Here is a 19370-nt window from a genome sequence, read left to right on the forward strand (position 1 = left end):
CGTTCGATCAGGCCGAGAAGGCCGTGGAGATCTGGTCGAACACCTTGGTGTACGCGTGGATGCCCTCGGTGATGTAGAAGTTCGGCTCGAGGTAGATGACCTGGTCGTTCGTCGCGAACGTGGTCTGGGCCCAGGCGGCCTGCGACGCGAAGATCTCCTGAGCGGGCGTGAACTCCTCGTCCGAGGTCGCCGCGTCGCGGTCGAACACGATGACCCAGTCGGGGTTCGCCTGGGCGACCGTCTCCGGGGCCAGGCCCTGGTCCGTGTGGTGCGCGGTCTCGTCGAGCTCGCCCGACTCGACGGCGAACACGTCGGTCAGGTCGAGGGGCTCGAGGATGCGGCTGAGTCGCCCGGCCGCGTTGTCGACCCGGCCGACCGAGGTCGAGGCGAGGAAGACGGACTCGCCGTCGGTGCTCTCGGCAGCCGCGGCAGCGGACTTCTCGAGGTCGGCGACCAGCTTCTCGGCCTCCTCCTCCTTGTCGAAGATCTTGCCGAGCGTCAGGGTCTGGGCCTTGAGGCCCTCGACGTAGCCGCCCTCGGACTCGTCGCCGGGCGCGATGTCGATCGTCGTCGCGATCTTGCTCAGGTCCTCGGTGTAGTCCGCGAAGCGGTACCCGCCGATGATGAGGTCCGGAGCGGCCTCGCTCACGGCCTCGAGGTCCGGCTCGCGGTGGCTGCCGGCGTCCAGGATCTCGGCGTCGTCGGCCCAGGCCTCGAAGCCCGTCGAGGGCAGCAGCGGCTTGGGGGCGACGACGGGCTCGATGCCGAAGGCCAGGAGGGTCTCGAACGCGGTGCTGTCGAGGGCCGCGACGCGCACGGGCTCGACGGGGACCTCGACGTCGCCGTTGTTGGTCGCGACCGTGATCGTGGAGGCGGCGGGCGCCTCCTCGGCCTCGGGGGTGGACGAGCAGCCGGTGAGCGCGAGCGCTGCGGCGATGCCTGCGCCCGTGAGGGCGGTCCACCTGCGGGGGCTGGTCGTGAGCTTCACAGCGATTCTCCTGAGGGTGTCGGTCGGCCGTCACGGGTGCGCACGGTCGACGGCGCGTCGGAAGATCTCTTCCGCCGCGCCGAATGTCAGGTTAGCCTAACCTGAGTTACGAGAAAAGAGCCACATCTGTCTCAGAGGGTGGGTCGTCGGCCGACGGTCGTCGGCCGACGGCCGAGACCGGGACGCCTACTGCTCCCCGTCCGGCACCAGGACCCGCACGCCGCGCCGTTCCAGGACCGTGGTCGTCGTCTCGTCGAGCGTCCGCAGGGTCGACTCGTCGAACCCGTTCCCGACCGAGCGCACCATGAGCGTCGCGGACCCCGATGTCAGGTAGCGCAGCGCCTCGCGCTGCCACGCGGCGTTCCGGTCGCGCGGCACGGCCTGCCCGGCGGCGTCGCGCGCCCCGACGTCGTACGCGTACCCCGACAGGTCCACGGGGAGCTCGCACCCGCGGTCCAGGTCGCGGCTCAGCACGTCGGTCAGGGCCAGCAGGGCGGGCGAGTCCGCCTGGACGCAGCCCTCCTCGGGGAGGGCTGCGCGCAGCTCGGCCGCCGGGAACGGGGTGGGACGAGGTGGGGCGGGTGCGGCCGTCGCGAGCCCCAGGCCCAGGCACGCCCCCGCGGCCACGAGTCCCCGGCCTCCCGCGGGGACGAGCGAGACCGCGGCGGCGACCACGAGCACCAGGGCCGGTGCCGCGAAAGCCGCGTACTGCTGGTAGGCCGACGGCGAGGCCAGCAGCACGGCCGTCTGGACGACGAGGAGGGCGACCCACAGGCGGCCACGGTTCCCGGACCAGGCGGCGACCGCCGCGACGAGCACCGCTGCCAGGACGGCCCAGACTGGGGCGAGGTGCGCCGTCGGGGTCGTGACCCACGTGGTGCTGCCCGTCCCGGCGATCCACGTGAGCCGCTGCTCGACGCCCGTGTCGGTCTCGCGCGGCCGTCCCAGCTGGTCCAGGAAGACCATGCGGAACATGTCCGAGCCCGCTGCGAGCGCGAACGGCGCCAGCACGACCGCGACCGCGCCCACCGCCCCGGCGCTCACGCGCAGCGCGGCCTTCCATCCGGCCGTCACGAGCAACCAGACCACCACGACCAGCAGCGGGACGACGCCCCAGATCTTGACCGTGGCGCCGAGTCCCAGGACCGCGCCGCCCGCCCAGAGCCAGCCCGGGCGTGCCCCCGCCTCCGCGTCCGGCAGGCCGCGCAGCAGCAGGACCACCCCGCCGAGCAGGCACAGCGAGCCGAGCGGCTCGAGCAGCGTGATGCGCTCGGCCCACGCCGCGGCGAACGAGACCGCGTACAGGACCCCGCCCACGACCGCTGCGGTGGTTCCCCAGCGGCCCGCGACGCGCGTCACCAGGACGGCGTTCGCCGCACCGACCACCATGACGCCCACGCGCGCGGCGACCAGGGCGTCGCTGTCGCTCGTCCACGCGGTCAGGGCCGCGAACGGCGTCAGTGCGAGCATCGAGCCGGGCGGGTGCAGGAGCGTGAAGTCGCGGTAGGGCACGAGCCCGTGCACCAGGGCGACGGCCGACGAGAAGTACACGCCGTCGTCGTACCCCTGGTAGTCGCGGACGCCGACCGTCCCGCCCACGAGGCTCCACCGCACCGTGAACGCGAGGACAGCGACCCCGGCAGCGACGATCCAGCCCGTCGCGCGGGTGGGGCGTCGGGCGGGGCGGTGGGTGCGGGGCGCCGGGCTCACTCGTTCGAGTCTGCCCGGCTTCCGCGCGGGGCGCCTGAGGGAGGCGGTCGGGTCGTGGTTCGCGTCCGGGGGAGGGTCCGGGTGCCCGACGACGGTGCTCGCCTCGGGATCTCGGGTCCGGCCGGGGAGCCGGTCGGGTTCAGCGCACGGCGACCGCGGGCTCGGTCCGCGAGGGATCGTCGACCGTCGGAGGGGGAGCGTCGACCGTCCGCGGGGGAGCGGAGGGGCGCGCGCCGCGGCTCGCTCGCAGCGCCCAGAGGATCGCGACGAGGTCCACCCCCTCCTGCATCCAGGCGCCCGCGAGCGCGGGGAGGTGCCCGAGCGCCGCGACCAGCATGAGCGCGACGCTGAGCCCGATGCCGACCCAGATGCTCTGCAGCGCGACCCGGAGCGTGTCCTTGCTGACCCGCACGGCTGCTGCGACGGCCGAGACGTCGTCGCGCAGGACGACCGCGTCGGCCGAGTCGCTCGCGGCCGTGGCGCCGCGCGCTCCCATGGCGATCCCGACGTCGGCCGAGGCCAGGACCGGCGCGTCGTTCACGCCGTCGCCCACCATGACCACGGGGCGCGCGGGGGCGTCCCGGACCGCCTCGACCTTGTCGAGGGGCAAGCACTCGGCACGCACGTCGTCGATGCCCAGGGCCGCGGCGACGTGCTCGGCCGTCGTCCGCTGGTCGCCCGTGAGCATCATGACGTGGTCGACACCCAGGGTCCGGAGCGTGCTCACCGTGGTCGCGGCCTCGGCGCGCACCTCGTCGCGCAGCACCAGTGCCCCGACGGGGATGCCGTCGACCGCGACGTGGACCGCGAGCTCGCCGGGCCGGAGCGCGGCGGGCTCGACCGTGGTGTCCGACTGGGCGGCGACGTACGACCGCTTCCCCACCACGACCTCCCGGCCCGCGACGAGCGCCCGGACACCGTGGGCCGGGACCTCGTGGGCCTCGGTACCCTCGGCCGGCTGGAGCCGACGCTGCCGAGCGCCCTCCACGACGGCGTCGGCCAGGACGTGGCTCGAGTACTGCTCGGCCGACGCAGCCAGCCGCAGCACCTCGTCGGGATCCAGGCTCCCGGTGGTCTCGACGCGTGCGAGCGCGGGACGACCGTGGGTGAGGGTCCCGGTCTTGTCGAACGCCACCGTGCGCGCGCGGTCGAGCTTCTCGAGGGTCTCGCTCGACTTGACGATCACGCCCTCGCGCGCGGCGCGGCTCATCCCGCCCATGAAGGCGACCGGCGCCGCGATGAGCAGCGGGCACGGGGTCGCCACGACGAGTACCTCCGCGAACCGGGTGCCGTCCCCGCTGACCCACCAGGCGAGCCCGGCGATCGCGAGCGCGACGAGGGTGAACGGGACCGCGAAGCGGTCGGCCAGCCGGACGGTCCGTGACCGGCTCGTGGTCGCCTGCTCGACCAGCGAGACGATCTGCTGGTACTGGCTGTCGCGGGCCGACCTGGTCGCGCGCAGCGTGATGGCCTGCTGCCCGTTGATGCCGCCCGAGGGGACCTCGTCACCCCGCTGACGCTCGACCGGCAAGGGCTCGCCCGTGAGCGACGACTCGTCGAGGTCCGCCCGGTCGCTGACGAGCTCGCCGTCGACGGGGACCACCTCGGCCGGGCGGACCACGACCAGGTCTCCGGGGCGCACCTCGTCGACGGGGACGTCGCGCAACGAGCCGTCGCCGAGCACGTGCGCGGTCGCGGGAGCGCGGGACATGAGCGCCGAGAGGTCGCGGCGGGCCCGGTTCGCCGCGTAGTCCTCGAGCGCCTCGCCCCCCGTCAGCATGAGCACCACGACGAGGGCAGCCCAGTACTCACCGACGACGACCGCGGCCGTCACGGCCGTCACGGCGAGGATGTCGATCCCGGCGTGCCCGCGGAGCAGGTCACGGAGCATGCCCACGCCCGTCCAGCCCGCGACGGCCAGTGCGTAGGCCGACACGAGCCACGGGACGGTCGGGGACCAGGGGGTGAGCGAGAGGACCCCGGCGACGGCCGCGACCAGGACCGTGGCCACCACCAGCGGGTAGCGCCCGAGGTTCTTCACTGTGGTCATACCACGATTTCTAGCATTCCTTGCACATTCTTTCCAGCAAGGAAAGCCTCGCCTGAGCCTGTGTGAGGAAAGGCATTCCTTCGCTGGGTGCCCGCATTCCTTCGGACTTCTCGAACGACCTGCGGGTGGCTGCTGGAGGTGTCAGGAGTGGCGAGATGCCAACGATCCTGGGCGGGTGGGTAAGGGTGGTCGAACGATGTTTCGGACCTTCTCGGCGAATGTGGCGATCGTGGCGGGGTGTCGCTCAAGATTGCTCGGCCGGTGTGCGAAGAATGCCGTGGTGCGCGAGGTGTCGCCCGTGGGTGGGCGTCAACCACGCCGGGTCGACGCGGACGAGAGCGGGCACCCCGCGCACGCGAGGGCGGTCCGGCGCTCCGTGCCCGCGAGGGGAGGGGGTGCGCAGCCCGAGCCGCTGGCGCTCGCCGTGCAGCCGAGGGCGGACGTCTCGCCCGACCGCGTCGGGCGGGGCCCCGCTTCCCGCGCGAGCCCGAGGCGGACGAGCTGGGCGACCGCCGCGTCGACGAGTCGCGGGTCGAGGTCCAGGTCGGCCGCCAGGGCGCCGACCGCCACGCCGGCCCTGAGCTGCGCAAGCACGGGCCGCAGGACCTCACGGGGTGCGACGCCCTCACGAAGGTCGGGCGCCGGCCTCGGCGCGGCGGGTACCAGGGCGCTCACCAGACGAGCCGCAGGAGCTGGAAGGTCGCGACCGACAGGACCCACGCGACGCCCAGCTGGACCGCGACGGCCCCCAGGGTCCAGCGCCACCCGAACATCCGCCGCTGCTCGGCGACCGTCGCGAGGCACGGCGTGTAGGCGAGCACGAAGACCATGAAGGCCAGCGCGGCCGCGGGGGCGTGCCCGCCCGACGTCTCGTCGAGCGTGGCCCGGAGCTGTTCGCCGAGCTCGCCCGGTGAGGAGCCCACGGGCTCGTCGACCGCGTACGCCTGCGCGAGCGCGCCCACGGCGACCTCCTTGGCCACGAAGCCCGTGACCAGCGCGCTCGTGGTGCGCCAGTCGCCGTAGCCGGCCGGGGAGAAGACCGGAGCGACCTGGTCGGTCAGGCGCCCGTAGGCCGAGTCGTGCACGGGCACCTCGCCGAACGCGTGCCCGGGCGTCACGGGGACCGCGAGCAGGAGCCAGACGACGACGAGGACGCCCACGATGATCGTGCCCGCACCGCGCAGGAACGCGAGCACGCGACGACCCGTCGTCACGAGCAGCGGGACCGGGCGCGGCACGTGGTAGGCCGGGAGGACGAGCGCGAGCGGCTCGTGTGCCAGGTCGCGGAACAGCGTGCCCCGCAGCGCCAGCGCCCCGACGAGCACCAGCGCGACGCTCAGCACGTACATCGCGAGCACCACGAGCCCGGTGTGCCGCGGGAAGAACGTGCCCGCGAGCAGGACGTACACCGTCAGCCGGGCGGGGCACGAGGTGTACGGAACCAGGAGGCCCGTGAGGAGCCGTTGCCGCACGTTCGGGAGCGTGCGCGTCGCGGCGAGCGCCGGGAGGTTGCACCCGAAACCCACGATCAGGGGCATGATGACGCGCCCGTCGAGGCCGACCGACCGCATGAGGCGGTCCGCCAGGACCGCGACCCGCGCGACGTAGCCAGAGTCCTCGAGCAGCCCGATCGCCAGGAACATCAGGGCCATGAGCGGCGCGAACGCGACGACGACCCCGACGCCCGCGACCACGCCGTCGACCAGGAGCCCCTCGAGCCAGCCGCCGCCCACGCCCACGCCGTCGAGCACCCAGGTCACGAAGCTCGCGACGGGGCCCGTGACGAGGGCCTCGGTCGCGCCCATGATCGGCGCCGCGACCCAGGTCGCGAGCTGGAACAGCGCCCAGAGCGTCAGGACGAAGACCGGCAGGCCCACCCAGGGGTCGAGCAGGAGCGCGTCGATCCGGTCCGCGCGGCTGCGCGTCGCGGTGCGGTGCGCGTCGACCGACTCGACGACGTCGTCGGCCCACCCGAGCAGCGCGTCGATGCGGTCGAGCTCGTCGTCGGGTGCGGTGCGCGGTGCCGCGGTGCAGACAGGCAGACCCAGGACGGGCCGCGGCTGCTCGGCCACCGCGCGGACGGCTGCGGCCAGTCCGTCCGCACCGCGCCCCGTGCGGGGATCGACCTCGACCACGGGCACGCCCAGCCGGGCGGCGAGCCGCCCGGCGTCGACCGCGAGCCCGTCGACCGTCGCGACGTCCGTCATCGTGAGGGCGACGACGACGCGCTCGGTCCGCGTCCCGACCTGGCCGAGCAGGAACAGCGCGCTGTGCAGCTCGGCCGCGTTGGCGACGAGGAGCGTCACGGTCCCGTGCTCGGCCCCGGCCCGCTCGATCTCGGCGACCGTCACCGCCTCGTCGGGCGAGACCGGGGTGAGCGAGTAGGTGCCGGGGAGGTCGACGAGCGCGAGCGGGGTCGCGGGCACCGGGTCGGTGCCGGTGCGCGGCCGCCAGGATCCTCGGGCCAGGTCGACCGTGGTCCCCGGGACGTTCCGGGTGGTCTGCCGTGCGCCGGTGAGGTGGTTGAAGAGGGTCGACTTCCCGGCGTTGGGCGTGCCCACGAGCAGGACCCGCAGGTCGGGGGCGAGGTCCGGGGCCGTGGCTGCACCGCGGCCGGGGCCCTGTCGACCGCGGGGGTGGGCGGCGCCGTCGGGCCCGTCGTGCGTGCGCGGCGCGCCCCCCTCGCAGTGCGGACAGCTCACGGGGCGGTCTCGAACCTGCGGACCGTCGCGGCGTCGAGCGCGATCCGGCGGCGGCCCACGAGCACGACGCGGCCGCCGAAAGGGGTCCGGAGCGCGACGGTCACGTCCGCGCCGGGGCGCAGGCCGAGCTCGCGGAGGCGCACGTCGGACGTGGGGGTGAGCCGCGCGCCCGCGCGCGCCGAGGTCAGGACGACGCGGGTGCCCGGGGGGACCTCGGCAAGGTTCATGCTGCCGACGCTAGTGATGAGGTGAGGCTTGCCTCAGATGCCGGAGGTCCTCGCGCCGCAGGCCGTTGGTCCCGTCAGAGGCTGAGCAGCGCGCCCGTCCCGATCCCCGCGAGCGTGCCGATCACGACCGTCACCACGGCGATGGCCACGGGGTGCGCGGGCGTGCCGTGCAGGCGCTGCCAGAGGCTCGGGGTCGCGGGGGTGGCCGCGGCATGGTGGATCTCGCGGCGGGAGAGACCCGCGGTCACGGGGGCGGGCTCGGTGACGTGCTGCGTGCTCATGGTTCTACCTCCGGGAGTTCTGCTTCTGGGAGGAGAGACGCGCTCGTGCGGTCGGCGTGACGCGGAAGTCGTGGTGAGGAGAGTCACGCGGCCCCCGGTGGCGGAGCCGCCGGGTCCGACGTAAGGGCCGACGGCCCGCCGCCGGCGGGCACTCCGCGCCGGCGGGCCGCACCCACGCTAGGCGCTCGCGGGTGCCCCCGTGCTCCCGCGCACCACGAGGCTCGTCGCGAGGTCCATGCGGGTGTTGGTCACGTCGCCCTCGCGCGCCTTGAGGACGAGCCGCGCAGCCTCCTGGCCCATCTCCTGGAGCGGCTGATGGATGGTCGTCAGCGCGGGGCTCGACCAGCGGGCCACGGGGACGTCGTCGTAGCCGACGATCGAGAGGTCCTCGGGGACACGCAGCCCGTGGCGACGCGCGGCCTCGAGGACGCCGAGCGCCTGGAGGTCCGAGCCCGCGAAGATCGCCGTGGGCGGCTCGGGCAGGCTGAGGAGCTCGTCCGCGCGGTCGGTGCCGCCCTGGGGGTGGAAGTCGCCGAACCGGACCAGGTCCGGGTCCGCGGCGAGCCCCGCCGTGCCGAGCGCCGACCGGTAGCCGTCGAGGCGGGCCAGCGAGCACATCATGTCCTCGGGTCCCGTGATGACGCCGATGCGGCGGTGGCCGAGCTCGATCAGGTGGCGGGTCGCCATGAGGCCGCCCTGCCAGTTCGCGGAGCCGACCGAGGGGACGTCGGGCTCGGGGTCGCCCGCGGGGTCGATGACCGCGAACGGGATGGCCCGGGACCGGAGCTGCTCCTTGACCGCGGACGGGAGCGTCGAGAAGACGAGCACGACGCCGAGCGGGCGGCGGGCCAGGACGCCCTCGATCCACTCGGGGCCCGGGGAGTGCCGGGTGCCGGACTCGGTCAGCACGACGCTCGCGCCGTGCTCGCGCGCGACGTCCTCGACGCCGCGGATGAGCTCCATGGCCCAGATGCTCTCGAGCTCGTGGAACACGATCTCGATGAGCGGGGCCGAGGCGGTGGGGCTCTTGCGGCGCCGGTAGCCGTGGCGGACCAGGAGCGCCTCGACACGGTCGCGCGTCCCGGCCGCGACGTCGGTGCGTCCGTTGAGCACCTTGGACACGGTCGAGAGGGACACCTGGGCCTCGGCGGCCACGGCGGCGAGCGTGACCCGCCCCGGGAGAACTTCGTCGGTCATGCCGGTCAGCGTAGCGCCTCGAGAGAAAGTTTCGAAGGGCTGTCGACCGTGTCTCGGGACCGACTTCCCAGTGTTCTCCCAGTGGATAACGGTTGAGACTCGATGTTGACCCCGGCGGATTCGCGACTTAGAGTCCAGGACAACCGAGTACTTTCGGCGCAGACGCCGAAACTTTCGAAAGGGTTCGATGATGAACACAAGAACGCGGAAGTCGCTCACGGCCGCGGCCGTGGCGTCGGCGCTGGTCCTCCCGCTCGCGGCGTGCGCGAGCGGCGACTCCGGCGGTTCCAGCCGTCCCGAGAACGAGATCCACGTGATGGTCTACGGCGACGCGACCAACAAGGTCGAGCAGCAGATGGTCGACACCTTCAACGCGACCTCCGACGTCAAGGTCGTCCTCGACACCATCCCGGGCGCCGACTACCAGCAGAAGCTCCAGACGATCATCGACACCAACGCGGCGCCGGACGTCTTCTTCAACTGGGGCGGCGGCTCGATCGAGCCCTTCGTCGACGCCGACCTGCTGCTCCCCCTCGACGACTTCATCGCCGAGGACCCCCAGCTCAAGGACGCGTTCCTGCCCGCGGTGTTCAACTCGGCCGTGATCGACGGCAAGTCCTACGGCATCCCCATGCGCGGCACGCAGCCCGTCATGCTGTTCCACAACAAGCAGGTCCTCGCGGACGCCGGCATCGAGGCCCCCGAGACGTGGGACGAGCTGCTCGCAGCGGTCGAGACCCTCAAGGCGCAGGGCGTGACCCCGATCGCGCTCGGCGGCGCCGACCAGTGGCCGACCCTCATGTGGTACCAGTACGCGTTCGACCGCGTCGCGGGCCCCGAGCTGTTCGAGAAGGCGCTCGCGGGCGACACCGACGTGTGGGACTCGGCCGAGAGCCACGAGGCGCTCGACAAGCTGTCCGAGCTCATCGACGCCGGCGCGTTCGGCACCAACTTCGACTCGGTCAAGTTCACCGACGGCGGCTCGCCCGCGCTCCTGCGCACGGGCAAGGCGGCGTTCGAGCTCATGGGCTCGTGGAACTACTCGACCCACTACGACGTGGACCCCGGGTGGACCGACGCCAACCTCGGCTACACGGCCTTCCCCGCGATCGACGGCGGCAAGGGCGACGCGGTCAACATCACGGGCAACACCAACAACTTCTACTCGGTGCTCGCCAAGACCCGCTACCCGGACGCCGTGCGTGACTTCCTGAAGCTCATGTACTCGGACGAGTTCGTCGAGGCGCAGCTCGCGATCGGCAACCTGCCGACCACGACCAACACCGAGCAGTTCCTGGACCAGGCCGCGAGCCCCGAGTACGCCGCCTTCCAGTTCGACCTCGTGAAGAACGCGCCGCACTTCCAGATGTCCTGGGACCAGGCGTACCCCCCGGCTGCCGGCACCCCGCTCAAGATCGCGGTCCAGCAGTTCTTCAGCGGCCAGATCGACGCCGACGGCTTCATCCAGGCGATGAAGTCCCTGCCGGCCTCGCGCTGACCGGGTCCCGGACGGAGATCGTCATGACCACCCGCGCACCCCAGGGGCGCACGCGCCCGGGCGCCGCCGACCTCCAGGTCGGCCGCCCGGGCGTGGTCTGGGCCCTGCCCGCCGCCCTGTTCTTCGGGCTCTTCGCCCTCCTGCCCATGGTCCTCGTGCTCGTGCTGTCGTTCACGCAGTGGAGCGGGCTGGGCAGCCCCGAGTTCGTCGGGACCGAGAACTGGTCCCGCCTCCTCGACGACCCCGTGATGCTCAAGAGCATCGGGCTCTCGCTCGTGCTGACGGCGCTCGGCGTCGTGACCCAGACCCCGGTCGCGATGCTCCTGGGCGTGTGGGCCGCGGGCCACCAGTGGAACCGCGCGGTGCTCTCGGCGATCTTCTTCGTGCCGCTGCTGCTGTCCGCGGCCGCGGTCTCGGTCCTGTGGCGCGCGGTGCTCGACCCGAACTTCGGCGTCCCTGCCCAGATGGAGTGGCTGTTCGGCGACGGCAACCTGTTCGGCAACCAGTCGACCGCGATCGCGGTCCTGGTGTTCGTGAGCCTGTGGCAGTTCACGCCGCTGCACGCCCTGATCTACCAGGGCGCCGCGAAGGCCGTGCCGCCCATGCTCTACGAGGCGGCCGAGATCGACGGCGCCGGGCGCGTGCGCTCGTTCTTCGCGATCACGCTCCCGCAGCTGCGCAACACCATGATCACGTCGGTCATCCTCATGGTCGTCGGCGGTCTGACGACGTTCGACACGGTCCTCATCCTGACCAACGGCGGGCCGGGGACGGACACGACCATCACGGCCTTCTACATGTACCAGAAGGCGTTCCGCGGCTTCGACTTCGGTCTGGCCTCGGCGATCGCCGTGGTCCTGGTCGTCGCGGCGACCGCGATCTCGCTGGTCATGGTCCGCCTGTCCGGGTACGACAAGATGCGCAGCGAGCTGGAGGGCGTGTGATGAGCAACGACCTGAGCGTCACCCCCGCGGAGCAGGTCTCCGGCCCGACGACGTCACCCACCTCGGGTGGTGCGCCCCGCCCGGGCGCGACGAGCGCGGGCGTCCCGCTGCGCCGTCGGGCGGGCAGGGGCAGCCGCAACCGACCCAACTGGGGCGCGGGCGTCGCGGTCACGATCTGGCTCCTGATCGTCGCGATCCCCCTCTACGTGCTCGTGACCGCGTCGTTCCAGACGCAGGCCGGGTACGCCGCGGGCGGCCCCCTGTCCCTGCCGACCACGTTCACGCTCGACAACTTCACGAACGCGTTCGACCAGGGCTTCGGCCGCTACTTCCTCAACACGCTCGTCGTGACGGTCGCCGTGGTCGGGATCGTGGTGCTGCTCGTGCCGCCGCTGTCGTACGCGATCGTGCGCAACCGCTCCCGGGCCACCACGGGCATCTTCCGGATGTTCCTGCTCGGCCTCGCGGTCCCCGCGAGCGCCGTGATCGTCCCGATCTTCTACGTGATCTCGGTCGTGGGCCTGTACGACAACCTGATCGGCGTGATCCTGCCGACAGCGGCGTTCTGCCTGCCGATCTGCACCATCATCCTCAGCGGCTCGATGCGCGACATCACCAACGAGCTCTACGAGGCCATGGCCCTCGACGGCGCGTCGCCCAAGCGGGTGTTCCTGCAGCTCGTGCTCCCGCTGTCCAAGGGTGGCGTCGCGACGATCGTCGTGTACTCGGCGCTCCAGGCCTGGAACGGGTTCCTGTTCCCCCTGATCCTCACGCAGTCCGAGTCGACCAAGGTCATCACGCTCGGCCTCTTCAACTTCCAGACGCAGTACGGCGTCAACATCCCCGGCCTCCTCGCGGCGGTCGTCATGTCGATGATCCCGATCCTGCTCGTGTACCTGTTCGCCCGGCGTGCCCTGGTCCAGGGCCTCATGGGCGTCGGCGGAAAGTAGCTCCACGATGACTCTTCAGACGAACCTGCCGTCCTCCGCCGTGCCCGGCCCCGGCGGGGAGACCCTCCCCGTGTGGTCCGACCCGTCGGTCGACACCGCGACCCGTGTCAAGGCACTCATGGCCGAGATGACGCTGCGCGAGAAGGTCGCCCAGCTCTTCGGGGTGTGGGTCGGCGCGTCGGCCGAGGGCGGCGAGGTCGCCCCGCACCAGCACGACATGGAGGACGGCGTCGACCTCGACGCGATCCTGCCCGACGGGCTGGGACAGCTCACCCGCCCGTTCGGGACCAACCCCGTCGACCCTGCCCTGGGCGCGCTGTCCCTGCTGCGCACCCAGGAGCGCGTGCGGTCCGCGAACCGCTTCGGCATCCCCGCCGTGGCGCACGAGGAGTGCCTCGCGGGCTTCTCGGCCTGGGGCGCGACGGCCTACCCCGTGCCGCTGTCCTGGGGCGCGTCGTTCGACCCCGCGCTCGTGCGCCGCATGGCGACGGCGATCGGGCGCGACATGCGCTCGGTCGGTGTGCACCAGGGCCTGGCCCCCGTGCTCGACGTCGTGCGCGACGCCCGCTGGGGCCGCGTCGAGGAGACCATCGGCGAGGACCCGTACCTCGTGGGCACGGTCGCCACGGCCTATGTCCAGGGCCTCGAGTCCGCGGGCATCGTCGCAACGCTCAAGCACTTCGCGGGGTACTCGGCCTCGCGCGGCGGCCGCAACCACGCGCCCGTCTCGATGGGCTCGCGCGAGCGCGCCGACGTGATCCTGCCGCCGTTCGAGATGGCCGTCCGCGAGGGCGGCGTGCGCTCGGTCATGCACGCCTACACCGACACCGACGGCATCCCGTCGGCCGCCGACCGCGAGCTCCTCACGGGGCTCCTGCGCGACACGTGGGGCTTCGACGGGACCGTCGTCGCCGACTACTTCGGGATCGCGTTCCTCAAGATCATGCACGGCGTGGCCGGCGACTGGGCCGAGGCCGCCGCGGCGGCGCTCGCGGCGGGCGTCGACGTCGAGCTGCCGACCGTCAAGACGTTCGGCGAGCCGCTCGTCGCGGCCCTCGAGGCCGGGACCGTCGACGTCGCGCTCGTGGACCGAGCGCTCGAGCGCGTGCTGCGCCAGAAGGTCGAGCTCGGCCTGCTCGACGCGGGCTGGGATCCCGTCCCCGACGTGCTGCGCGACGTGCCCGCGGACGTGCTCGCGGCCGTCGCCGGCGCGGGTGACGATGTCGCGGTCGCCGCGCTGCGCGGGACCGTCGACCTCGACGGCCCTGCCAACCGGGCGCTGGCCCGCGAGGTCGCCGAGCAGGCCGTGGTCCTGCTCGCGAACGACGGCGTGCTGCCGCTCGGCCCCGACGTGCGCCGGGTCGCGCTCGTGGGTCCCACGGCCGAGGACCCCATGGCCGTGCTCGGCTGCTACTCGTTCCCCGCGCACGTGGGCCTGGCCCACCCCGAGATCCCGCTCGGGATCTCGCTGCCCACGCTCGCCGCGTCGCTGCGCGCCGAGCTGCCGGGCGTCACGCTCGACGTGCTGCCCGCGATCACGCTCGACGGCACGAGCGACCCGTCCTCGACCGGGGCCGTGAGCACGGCCGAGGTCGCGGCGGCCGACGCCGCGGGCATCGCGGCAGCGGTCGAGCTCGCCCGCGAGGCCGACGTCGTCGTGGTCGCCCTGGGCGACCGGGCCGGCCTGTTCGGTCGCGGCACGAGCGGCGAGGGGTGCGACGCCGAGTCGCTGCGCCTGCCCGGCGCGCAGCAGGACCTGCTCGACGCGCTGCTCGCGACGGGCCGCCCCGTGGTCGCGACGATCCTCTCGGGTCGTCCCTACGCGCTCGGCGCGGCCGCGACCCCCGCACCGGGGGAGCCCGGCGCCGCGGCGATCGTCCAGGCGTTCTTCGCGGGCGAGGAGGGGACCCCCGCGGTCGCGGGCGTGCTGTCGGGGCGCGTGGCGCCGTCGGGCCGGCTGCCCGTGAGCGTGCCCGGGACCGAGGGCGCCCAGCCCACGTCCTACCTGGCCGCGACGCTCGCGCAGGCGACCGACGTGTCGAACATCGACCCGACCGCGGCCTTCGCGTTCGGTCACGGGCTCACGTACACGAGCTTCGACTGGTCGGACCTCGCGGTGGGCGTGGCCGAGGCCGCGACCGACGGCGCCTTCGAGGCGTCGTTCGTCGTGCGGAACACGGGCGTGCGCGACGGCGTCGAGGTCGTGCAGCTCTACGTGCACGACCCCGTGGCCTCGGTCGTGCGGCCCGTGCAGCGGCTGATCGGGTACGTGCGCGTGCCGCTCGCCGCGGGCGCCTCGGCGCGCGTGAGCGCGACCGTGCCCGCCGACGTCCTGTCCTTCACGGGGCGCGACGGCCGGCGGATCGTCGAGCCGGGCGCGATCGAGCTGCGGTTCGGGGCGTCGAGCGCCGACGTGCGGCTCGTGGCGCCCGTGCGGCTCGTGGGCGACGTACGCGTGGTCGACCACACGCGCGCGCTGCACGCACCGCTCGTGGTGGGCTGACGTGGCGCCGGACCCGGGGTCGGTCGGACCGTCGACCTCCGTCGCCCCGCCGACCTCGGGTCCGGCCGCCCGGACCTTCGCGAACCCCGTCCTGCCCGGCACGCACCCCGACCCGAGCATCTGCCGGGTCGCCGGGGCCACCCGGGCGGACGGGACCGTCGCGCCCGACGACTACTACCTCGTCACCTCGACCTTCGAGTACTTCCCGGGCCTGCCCGTCTTCCACAGCCACGACCTCGTGACGTGGACGCAGGTGGGCCACGCGATCCACCGGACGGGCCAGGTGGACCTGTCGAGCGTGCCGTCGTCGGGCGGGCTGTACGCCGCGACGATCCGCCACCACGCCGGGACGTTCTTCGTCGTCACGACCCTCGTCCACACCCAGGGGCAGGGCGGGCACCTCCTCGTCACGGCGACCGACCCCGCCGGGCCGTGGTCCGACCCCGTCTGGCTCGAGGGGGACGGGATCGACCCGTCGCTCTTCGTCGACGACTCGACCGGGCGCGTGTGGTTCACCGCGACGCGCCTCGCCGACCCGGGGGAGTGGGAGGGCCAGACCGAGGTCTGGTTGCGCGAGCTCGACCTCGCGGCCGGGGCGCTCGTCGGCCCCGAGCACGTCCTGTGGCGTGGTGCGCTGCACGGCGCGGTCTGGGCCGAGGGCCCGCACCTGTACCGCGTGGGCGACCACTACTACCTGCTGGCCTCCGAGGGCGGGACCGAGCACCGCCACGCGGTGTCGGTCGCGCGGGCCGACGCGGTGACGGGCCCGTACACGGGCAACCCCGCGAACCCGATCCTCACGCACCGCCACCTCGGCCGGGACTTCCCCGTGGTCGGGGTCGGGCACGCCGACCTCGTGGAGACCGCCGCCGGCGAGTGGTGGATGGTCCTGCTCGGCAGCCGCCCCTACGGCGGCTACTTCCCCAACCTGGGACGCGAGACGTTCCTCGCGCCCGTGGTCTGGGAGGACGGGTGGCCGGTGGTCGCGCCGGGCAGGGGCCACGTCGCGGGGAGCTTCCCCCTGCCCGACGTCGGAGCGCAGGTCCAGGAGGCTGGCGCACCTGCCGAGGTGGGCCGGCCCGTCGGGGTGGGCGACGTCGTCGTGCGGGAGACGTTCGACGGTTCGCCGAACGAGGGGCTGGACCTCGCCTGGAACCAGGTGCGGACCGGTGAGCCGTCCTGGTCGCTGACCGAGCGGCCCGGGCACCTGCGGCTCGCGCTGTCGCCCGCGACGCTGTCGGACGTCGCGACCCCCGCGTTCCTGGGGCGCCGCCAGCAGCACACGGACATGGACCTCACGGTGCGCGTCGACGTCGACCCGGCCGGGCCCGACGAGTGGGCCGGGCTCGCGGTGCGCCAGTCCGAGGAGGCATGGATCGCGGCGGTCGTGACGCGGGCGGCGCCCGGTGCGGCCGGGGTGCCCGGCGGGCGCGAGCTGCTCGTCGTCGAACGCGTCGGTGGCGAGGAGAACGTCGTGGGGCGCGCGGCGCTGGGGCCGCTCGGTCTGGCCGAGGGCCCCGCGGACGTGGCGCTGCACGCGGCCGGGCAGGACTACGCGTTCGGTGTCGAGACCCCGGGCGGGTTCGCCCCGGTCGCGACCGTGCACGGCGGGCGGCTCAGCTCGCCCGAGGCCGGCGGGTTCCTGGGCGTGTGGGTCGGTCCGTACGCGACGGCCCGCGGGACGGCGACGGCGACCGTCGCGGACGTCGAGAGCGTGGAGTACCGGGGGCGCTGAGGGGCGCTGACGCCTCGGCGGACCACGGTGTCAGCCGTGCTGTGCCGCGCCGGCCTCGGCTCCGGGGACCTCGATCTCGTGCCAGCGGAACCGGTCGACGACGGCGCCGAAGAACGGGACCTTCACGAGCACCGAGAACAGTGCGAAGCCGACCGCCCCGCCGGTGATGTTGAAGATCAGGTCGTTCACGTCCGCGATGTGCCCCCCACCCAGCAGGTGCGCCGTCACGAGCTGGGTGACCTCGATCGTCAGGCTGAGGACCGCTGCCGCCGCCACGGCCCGACCCCACGAGGCCCGGGGCTTGAGCAGCGGCACGAGGACGCCGACCGGGACGAAGACCAGGACGTTCATGAGCGCGTCGGCGAGCTCGTAGTCCGCGAACGGCACGACGACGAGATGGCTGCCCCAGGGGGTGCTGCTGACGGGCTTGTCCAGGAAGATCGGGAAGACCGTGTTCGCGACGATCCCGGCGACGTAGACGCCGAGCGCGAGGGCGACCGAGGCTCGTGGTACGGAGAACCGCCCGCTGCGGAGCAGAGACCACGAAAACCCCGCGAGCACCGCCGCTGCGAGAGGGATGACGACCGGGAGAACCGGGACCTGCTGGAACACGGACGACCTGCACCTTCTCCGAGACACGCACGGCGGCTCGTGCCGCTGCTGCTGCCACAGTGCCGGTCGTGCGACGAGCTCGGCATCCGCCTGTGGTCGGATCCGAGGCGACAGCGTGTGCGACCGTCGTCACCCGGGCGCAGCACGCCCGCACGCGGCGATCAGCGGGACGGCACGTCGGGCGGGGCGAGCATGCGGCGGAGCCGGACCTTCTTCTCGTTCTCGCGCACGATCCACGCCACGTCCGGGTCGTCCGATCCGCGCAGTGCGGCGAAGCGCGGCAGCCCGGCAGCCGGGTCGCCCGCGACGGCGACGCTCCAGCAGTACCCGAGGGCCTGGCGGAGGGTCCGGACGCCGGTGTCCCGGTGGGCGTCGGACGGGAGCGCGTCGATCGAGGCGGTCGCTACCGCGCAGGCGTCCAGGGCGGTGGCCGCGGTGTCGGGGCTTCGGAGGAGGCGCGGCTCGCAGATCCCAGCGACCGCAGCTCGGCGAACCAGCGGGTCCTGGTCGTCGACCCAGGACGCCACGAGTGCGCGGAGGGTCGCGGGCTCGGCATCACCGATGAGCTGCAGCGCCATCGCGACAGCCTCGCGGACGCGCCAAGATCCCTCGGCCGCGCGGATCCGCAGCCGGTCGGTCAGCTCGGTGCGCTCACCGGAGGGTGCGTCGACGACGAGCCGACCGAGGCCGACCGTCCCGCAGCAGCGCAGGTACTCGTCGGGGCTGTCGGCCAAGGAGAGCACCAGGCCCTCTGGCGCGACGTCGGCGAACGCGCCGATCAGCTCGAGGTTCGCCCGAGGCCCGGGAAGCCCTGAGCGGGCCGTGAGGTAGGCGCACACGGCGGTGGGGTCGTCGTCGAGCGCGAGCAGGGCGGCCCGGTGTTCGTCACGCACGCTCATGACCAGCACGCTAGGGCGTGCACCCCCTGCCGGGGTAGGGCCGTTCGGCCGGGGCTCAGCCGTCGAAGGGCCCGTCCACCTCACGCGCCGCGGGGTGGTCCGGGTTCTCGACCGCCCAGCGAGCGGGTGCCCCCGTCCACGCCCACTCGTCGTCGTCCACGGTGCGTCCGCTGCGGAACCTCTAGCCGGGCGGCCCGTCGCGCTCTCTCCGCCGTGCGACGCTCTGGGCCTGCCCCTCGTGGATGTCGCTCACCCATTCCCAGCCGGGCTTGGCCGACGGGCCGATCCGCGGGTCGTCGGGAGCGGTTCCGTCGCGGAGGGCATCCAGGTACGCCCGGTCCAGGTCGATCCGTGCTTGTACCTGATCGGCTCCGCAGACGGACCCGTGGCCGGGAACGAGGACGGCGACGTCGTCCGCCGCGGCTTCGAGCACCCGGAGCCCCACGAGGTACTCCTCGATCGGGTCGTTGGTCTCTCCGAAGGTGTCCAGCATGGGGACGAAGAGGTCGGAGAGCATGTCGCCCGCGACGAGGACGCCGCGCTCTTCGATCAGCAGCGCGGCATGACCGGGGGCGTGCGCCGGATGCTCGACGATGCGTACCTCCGGGCCGTCCCACGGGATCTGGGCGGTTCCGGCGGGCAGGCCGGCGACGAGGCCGTACCCGTCCAGCGGTGTCTCGTCGGCGATCTCCGGTGGCAGGCCCTCGGCGGCGCGGTCCCTCCAGTCCGGCTGCGACCGCACGTCGTGCAGGACGGCCGCGCAGCGGGCCGTCCCGTACCGGGGAGCGTCGCCGAGCCCAGGATGCCAGAGCACGTGATCCCAGTCGGGATGTGTCGAGAAGCCGGCCACGACCGGCAGGCCCAGCTCGCGCAGGTCGTCGGCCAGGCAGGCCATCTCGGAGCGTGTCAGTCCTGGGTCGACGACCAGGACGCCGGTCCGGCCGTGCACGACGACGGTGTTGTTCTGGAGCAGCTCGCTCTGATGGACCAGCACGCCCTGCGCAACCTGCTTCAGCATGGTGCTTCCTCTCGCTCGTCCGACCTCTGGTCTGACCGTGGTGCGAGGCGGAACTC

The 19370-nt window shown here is 73.3% G+C and carries 16 protein-coding genes; 5 read left to right on the plus strand and 11 right to left on the minus strand.

The genetic code is table 11. From position 1 onward, the window contains the following. Positions 1-7: 7 nt before the first annotated feature. The 8 genes from ACFWGN_RS03655 to ACFWGN_RS03690 all read right to left on the minus strand — a co-directional run bounded on the left by ACFWGN_RS03655 (position 8) and on the right by ACFWGN_RS03690 (position 9155). Positions 8-988 carry an ABC transporter substrate-binding protein gene (locus ACFWGN_RS03655; RefSeq protein WP_377615711.1) on the minus strand — a complete coding sequence of 327 codons (981 nt, stop codon included), beginning with the start codon at positions 986-988 and terminating at the stop codon, positions 8-10. A 186-nt stretch (positions 989-1174) separates the two neighbouring features. Then, positions 1175-2698, minus strand: coding sequence for a glycosyltransferase 87 family protein (locus tag ACFWGN_RS03660; protein ID WP_377615712.1), 1524 nt, complete (start codon positions 2696-2698; stop codon positions 1175-1177). 139 nt (positions 2699-2837) lie between these two features. Next, complete coding sequence (locus tag ACFWGN_RS03665) at positions 2838-4748, minus strand: heavy metal translocating P-type ATPase (RefSeq protein WP_377615713.1); 1911 nt, start codon at positions 4746-4748, stop codon at positions 2838-2840. Between the two features lie 309 nt (positions 4749-5057). Then, positions 5058-5342 carry a hypothetical protein gene (locus ACFWGN_RS03670; RefSeq protein WP_377615714.1) on the minus strand — a complete coding sequence of 95 codons (285 nt, stop codon included), beginning with the start codon at positions 5340-5342 and terminating at the stop codon, positions 5058-5060. Between the two features lie 77 nt (positions 5343-5419). Then, positions 5420-7450, minus strand: a complete 2031-nt coding sequence (locus ACFWGN_RS03675; RefSeq protein ID WP_377615715.1) for a ferrous iron transporter B — start codon at positions 7448-7450, stop codon at positions 5420-5422. Next, the gene (locus ACFWGN_RS03680; RefSeq protein ID WP_191803806.1) at positions 7447-7677 is read right to left on the minus strand and encodes a FeoA family protein; all 231 of its coding nucleotides are present in this window, start codon (positions 7675-7677) and stop codon (positions 7447-7449) included. Before ACFWGN_RS03680 ends, ACFWGN_RS03675 begins: the two co-directional genes overlap by 4 nt. A 74-nt stretch (positions 7678-7751) precedes the next feature. Then, a complete protein-coding gene (locus ACFWGN_RS03685) occupies positions 7752-7958 on the minus strand; it encodes a hypothetical protein (protein WP_377615716.1) in 207 nt (68 codons plus the stop codon). Between the two features lie 177 nt (positions 7959-8135). Next, positions 8136-9155 (minus strand): LacI family DNA-binding transcriptional regulator, encoded by a 1020-nt coding sequence (locus ACFWGN_RS03690; protein WP_377615718.1) that lies wholly within the window; start codon positions 9153-9155, stop codon positions 8136-8138. Positions 9156-9345: 190 nt separating this feature from the next. Here ACFWGN_RS03690 and ACFWGN_RS03695 point away from each other — a divergent pair, with 190 nt between their 5' ends. From ACFWGN_RS03695 to ACFWGN_RS03715, 5 genes are read left to right on the plus strand one after another with little or no spacing between them, the layout of a single operon-like run. Further along, positions 9346-10653, plus strand: coding sequence for an ABC transporter substrate-binding protein (locus tag ACFWGN_RS03695; RefSeq protein ID WP_377615719.1), 1308 nt, complete (start codon positions 9346-9348; stop codon positions 10651-10653). Between the two features lie 23 nt (positions 10654-10676). After that, entirely contained in the window at positions 10677-11597 is a 921-nt protein-coding gene (locus tag ACFWGN_RS03700) for a carbohydrate ABC transporter permease (RefSeq protein WP_056764327.1), read from the plus strand. After that, positions 11597-12547 carry a carbohydrate ABC transporter permease gene (locus tag ACFWGN_RS03705; RefSeq protein WP_377615720.1) on the plus strand — a complete coding sequence of 317 codons (951 nt, stop codon included), beginning with the start codon at positions 11597-11599 and terminating at the stop codon, positions 12545-12547. The genes ACFWGN_RS03700 and ACFWGN_RS03705 overlap by 1 nt, the downstream gene beginning before the upstream one ends. 7 nt (positions 12548-12554) lie before the next feature. Further along, a complete protein-coding gene (locus ACFWGN_RS03710; protein WP_377615721.1) occupies positions 12555-15050 on the plus strand; it encodes a beta-glucosidase in 2496 nt (831 codons plus the stop codon). 1 nt (position 15051) lies between these two features. Continuing rightward, positions 15052-16785 carry a glycoside hydrolase family 43 protein gene (locus tag ACFWGN_RS03715; protein WP_377615722.1) on the plus strand — a complete coding sequence of 578 codons (1734 nt, stop codon included), beginning with the start codon at positions 15052-15054 and terminating at the stop codon, positions 16783-16785. Between the two features lie 30 nt (positions 16786-16815). On the opposite strand, the gene ACFWGN_RS03720 is transcribed toward ACFWGN_RS03715, so the two are convergent. The 3 genes from ACFWGN_RS03720 to ACFWGN_RS03730 form a co-directional block, all read right to left on the minus strand. Next, positions 16816-17397 carry a VanZ family protein gene (locus tag ACFWGN_RS03720; protein ID WP_377615723.1) on the minus strand — a complete coding sequence of 194 codons (582 nt, stop codon included), beginning with the start codon at positions 17395-17397 and terminating at the stop codon, positions 16816-16818. Between the two features lie 161 nt (positions 17398-17558). Beyond that, positions 17559-18296 carry a HEAT repeat domain-containing protein gene (locus tag ACFWGN_RS03725; protein WP_377615724.1) on the minus strand — a complete coding sequence of 246 codons (738 nt, stop codon included), beginning with the start codon at positions 18294-18296 and terminating at the stop codon, positions 17559-17561. Positions 18297-18477: 181 nt separating this feature from the next. Continuing rightward, complete coding sequence (locus ACFWGN_RS03730; RefSeq protein ID WP_377615725.1) at positions 18478-19314, minus strand: MBL fold metallo-hydrolase; 837 nt, start codon at positions 19312-19314, stop codon at positions 18478-18480. Positions 19315-19370: the final 56 nt, after the last annotated feature.

The sequence above is a fragment of the Oerskovia sp. NPDC060338 genome (assembly GCF_042726295.1).
GTDB classification, from domain to species: domain Bacteria; phylum Actinomycetota; class Actinomycetes; order Actinomycetales; family Cellulomonadaceae; genus Oerskovia; species Oerskovia merdavium.

What these genes read in the sequence shown, in the direction of transcription:
- ACFWGN_RS03685 (WP_377615716.1), bottom strand. Translation starts at nt 7,958, where the DNA reads ATGAGCACGCAGCACGTCACCGAGCCCGCCCCCGTGACCGCGGGTCTC.
- ACFWGN_RS03665 (WP_377615713.1), bottom strand. Translation starts at nt 4,748, where the DNA reads ATGACCACAGTGAAGAACCTCGGGCGCTACCCGCTGGTGGTGGCCACG.
- ACFWGN_RS03690 (WP_377615718.1), bottom strand. Translation starts at nt 9,155, where the DNA reads ATGACCGACGAAGTTCTCCCGGGGCGGGTCACGCTCGCCGCCGTGGCC.
- ACFWGN_RS03705 (WP_377615720.1), top strand. Translation starts at nt 11,597, where the DNA reads ATGAGCAACGACCTGAGCGTCACCCCCGCGGAGCAGGTCTCCGGCCCG.
- ACFWGN_RS03710 (WP_377615721.1), top strand. Translation starts at nt 12,555, where the DNA reads ATGACTCTTCAGACGAACCTGCCGTCCTCCGCCGTGCCCGGCCCCGGC.
- ACFWGN_RS03680 (WP_191803806.1), bottom strand. Translation starts at nt 7,677, where the DNA reads ATGAACCTTGCCGAGGTCCCCCCGGGCACCCGCGTCGTCCTGACCTCG.
- ACFWGN_RS03730 (WP_377615725.1), bottom strand. Translation starts at nt 19,314, where the DNA reads ATGCTGAAGCAGGTTGCGCAGGGCGTGCTGGTCCATCAGAGCGAGCTG.
- ACFWGN_RS03725 (WP_377615724.1), bottom strand. Translation starts at nt 18,296, where the DNA reads ATGAGCGTGCGTGACGAACACCGGGCCGCCCTGCTCGCGCTCGACGAC.
- ACFWGN_RS03695 (WP_377615719.1), top strand. Translation starts at nt 9,346, where the DNA reads ATGAACACAAGAACGCGGAAGTCGCTCACGGCCGCGGCCGTGGCGTCG.
- ACFWGN_RS03700 (WP_056764327.1), top strand. Translation starts at nt 10,677, where the DNA reads ATGACCACCCGCGCACCCCAGGGGCGCACGCGCCCGGGCGCCGCCGAC.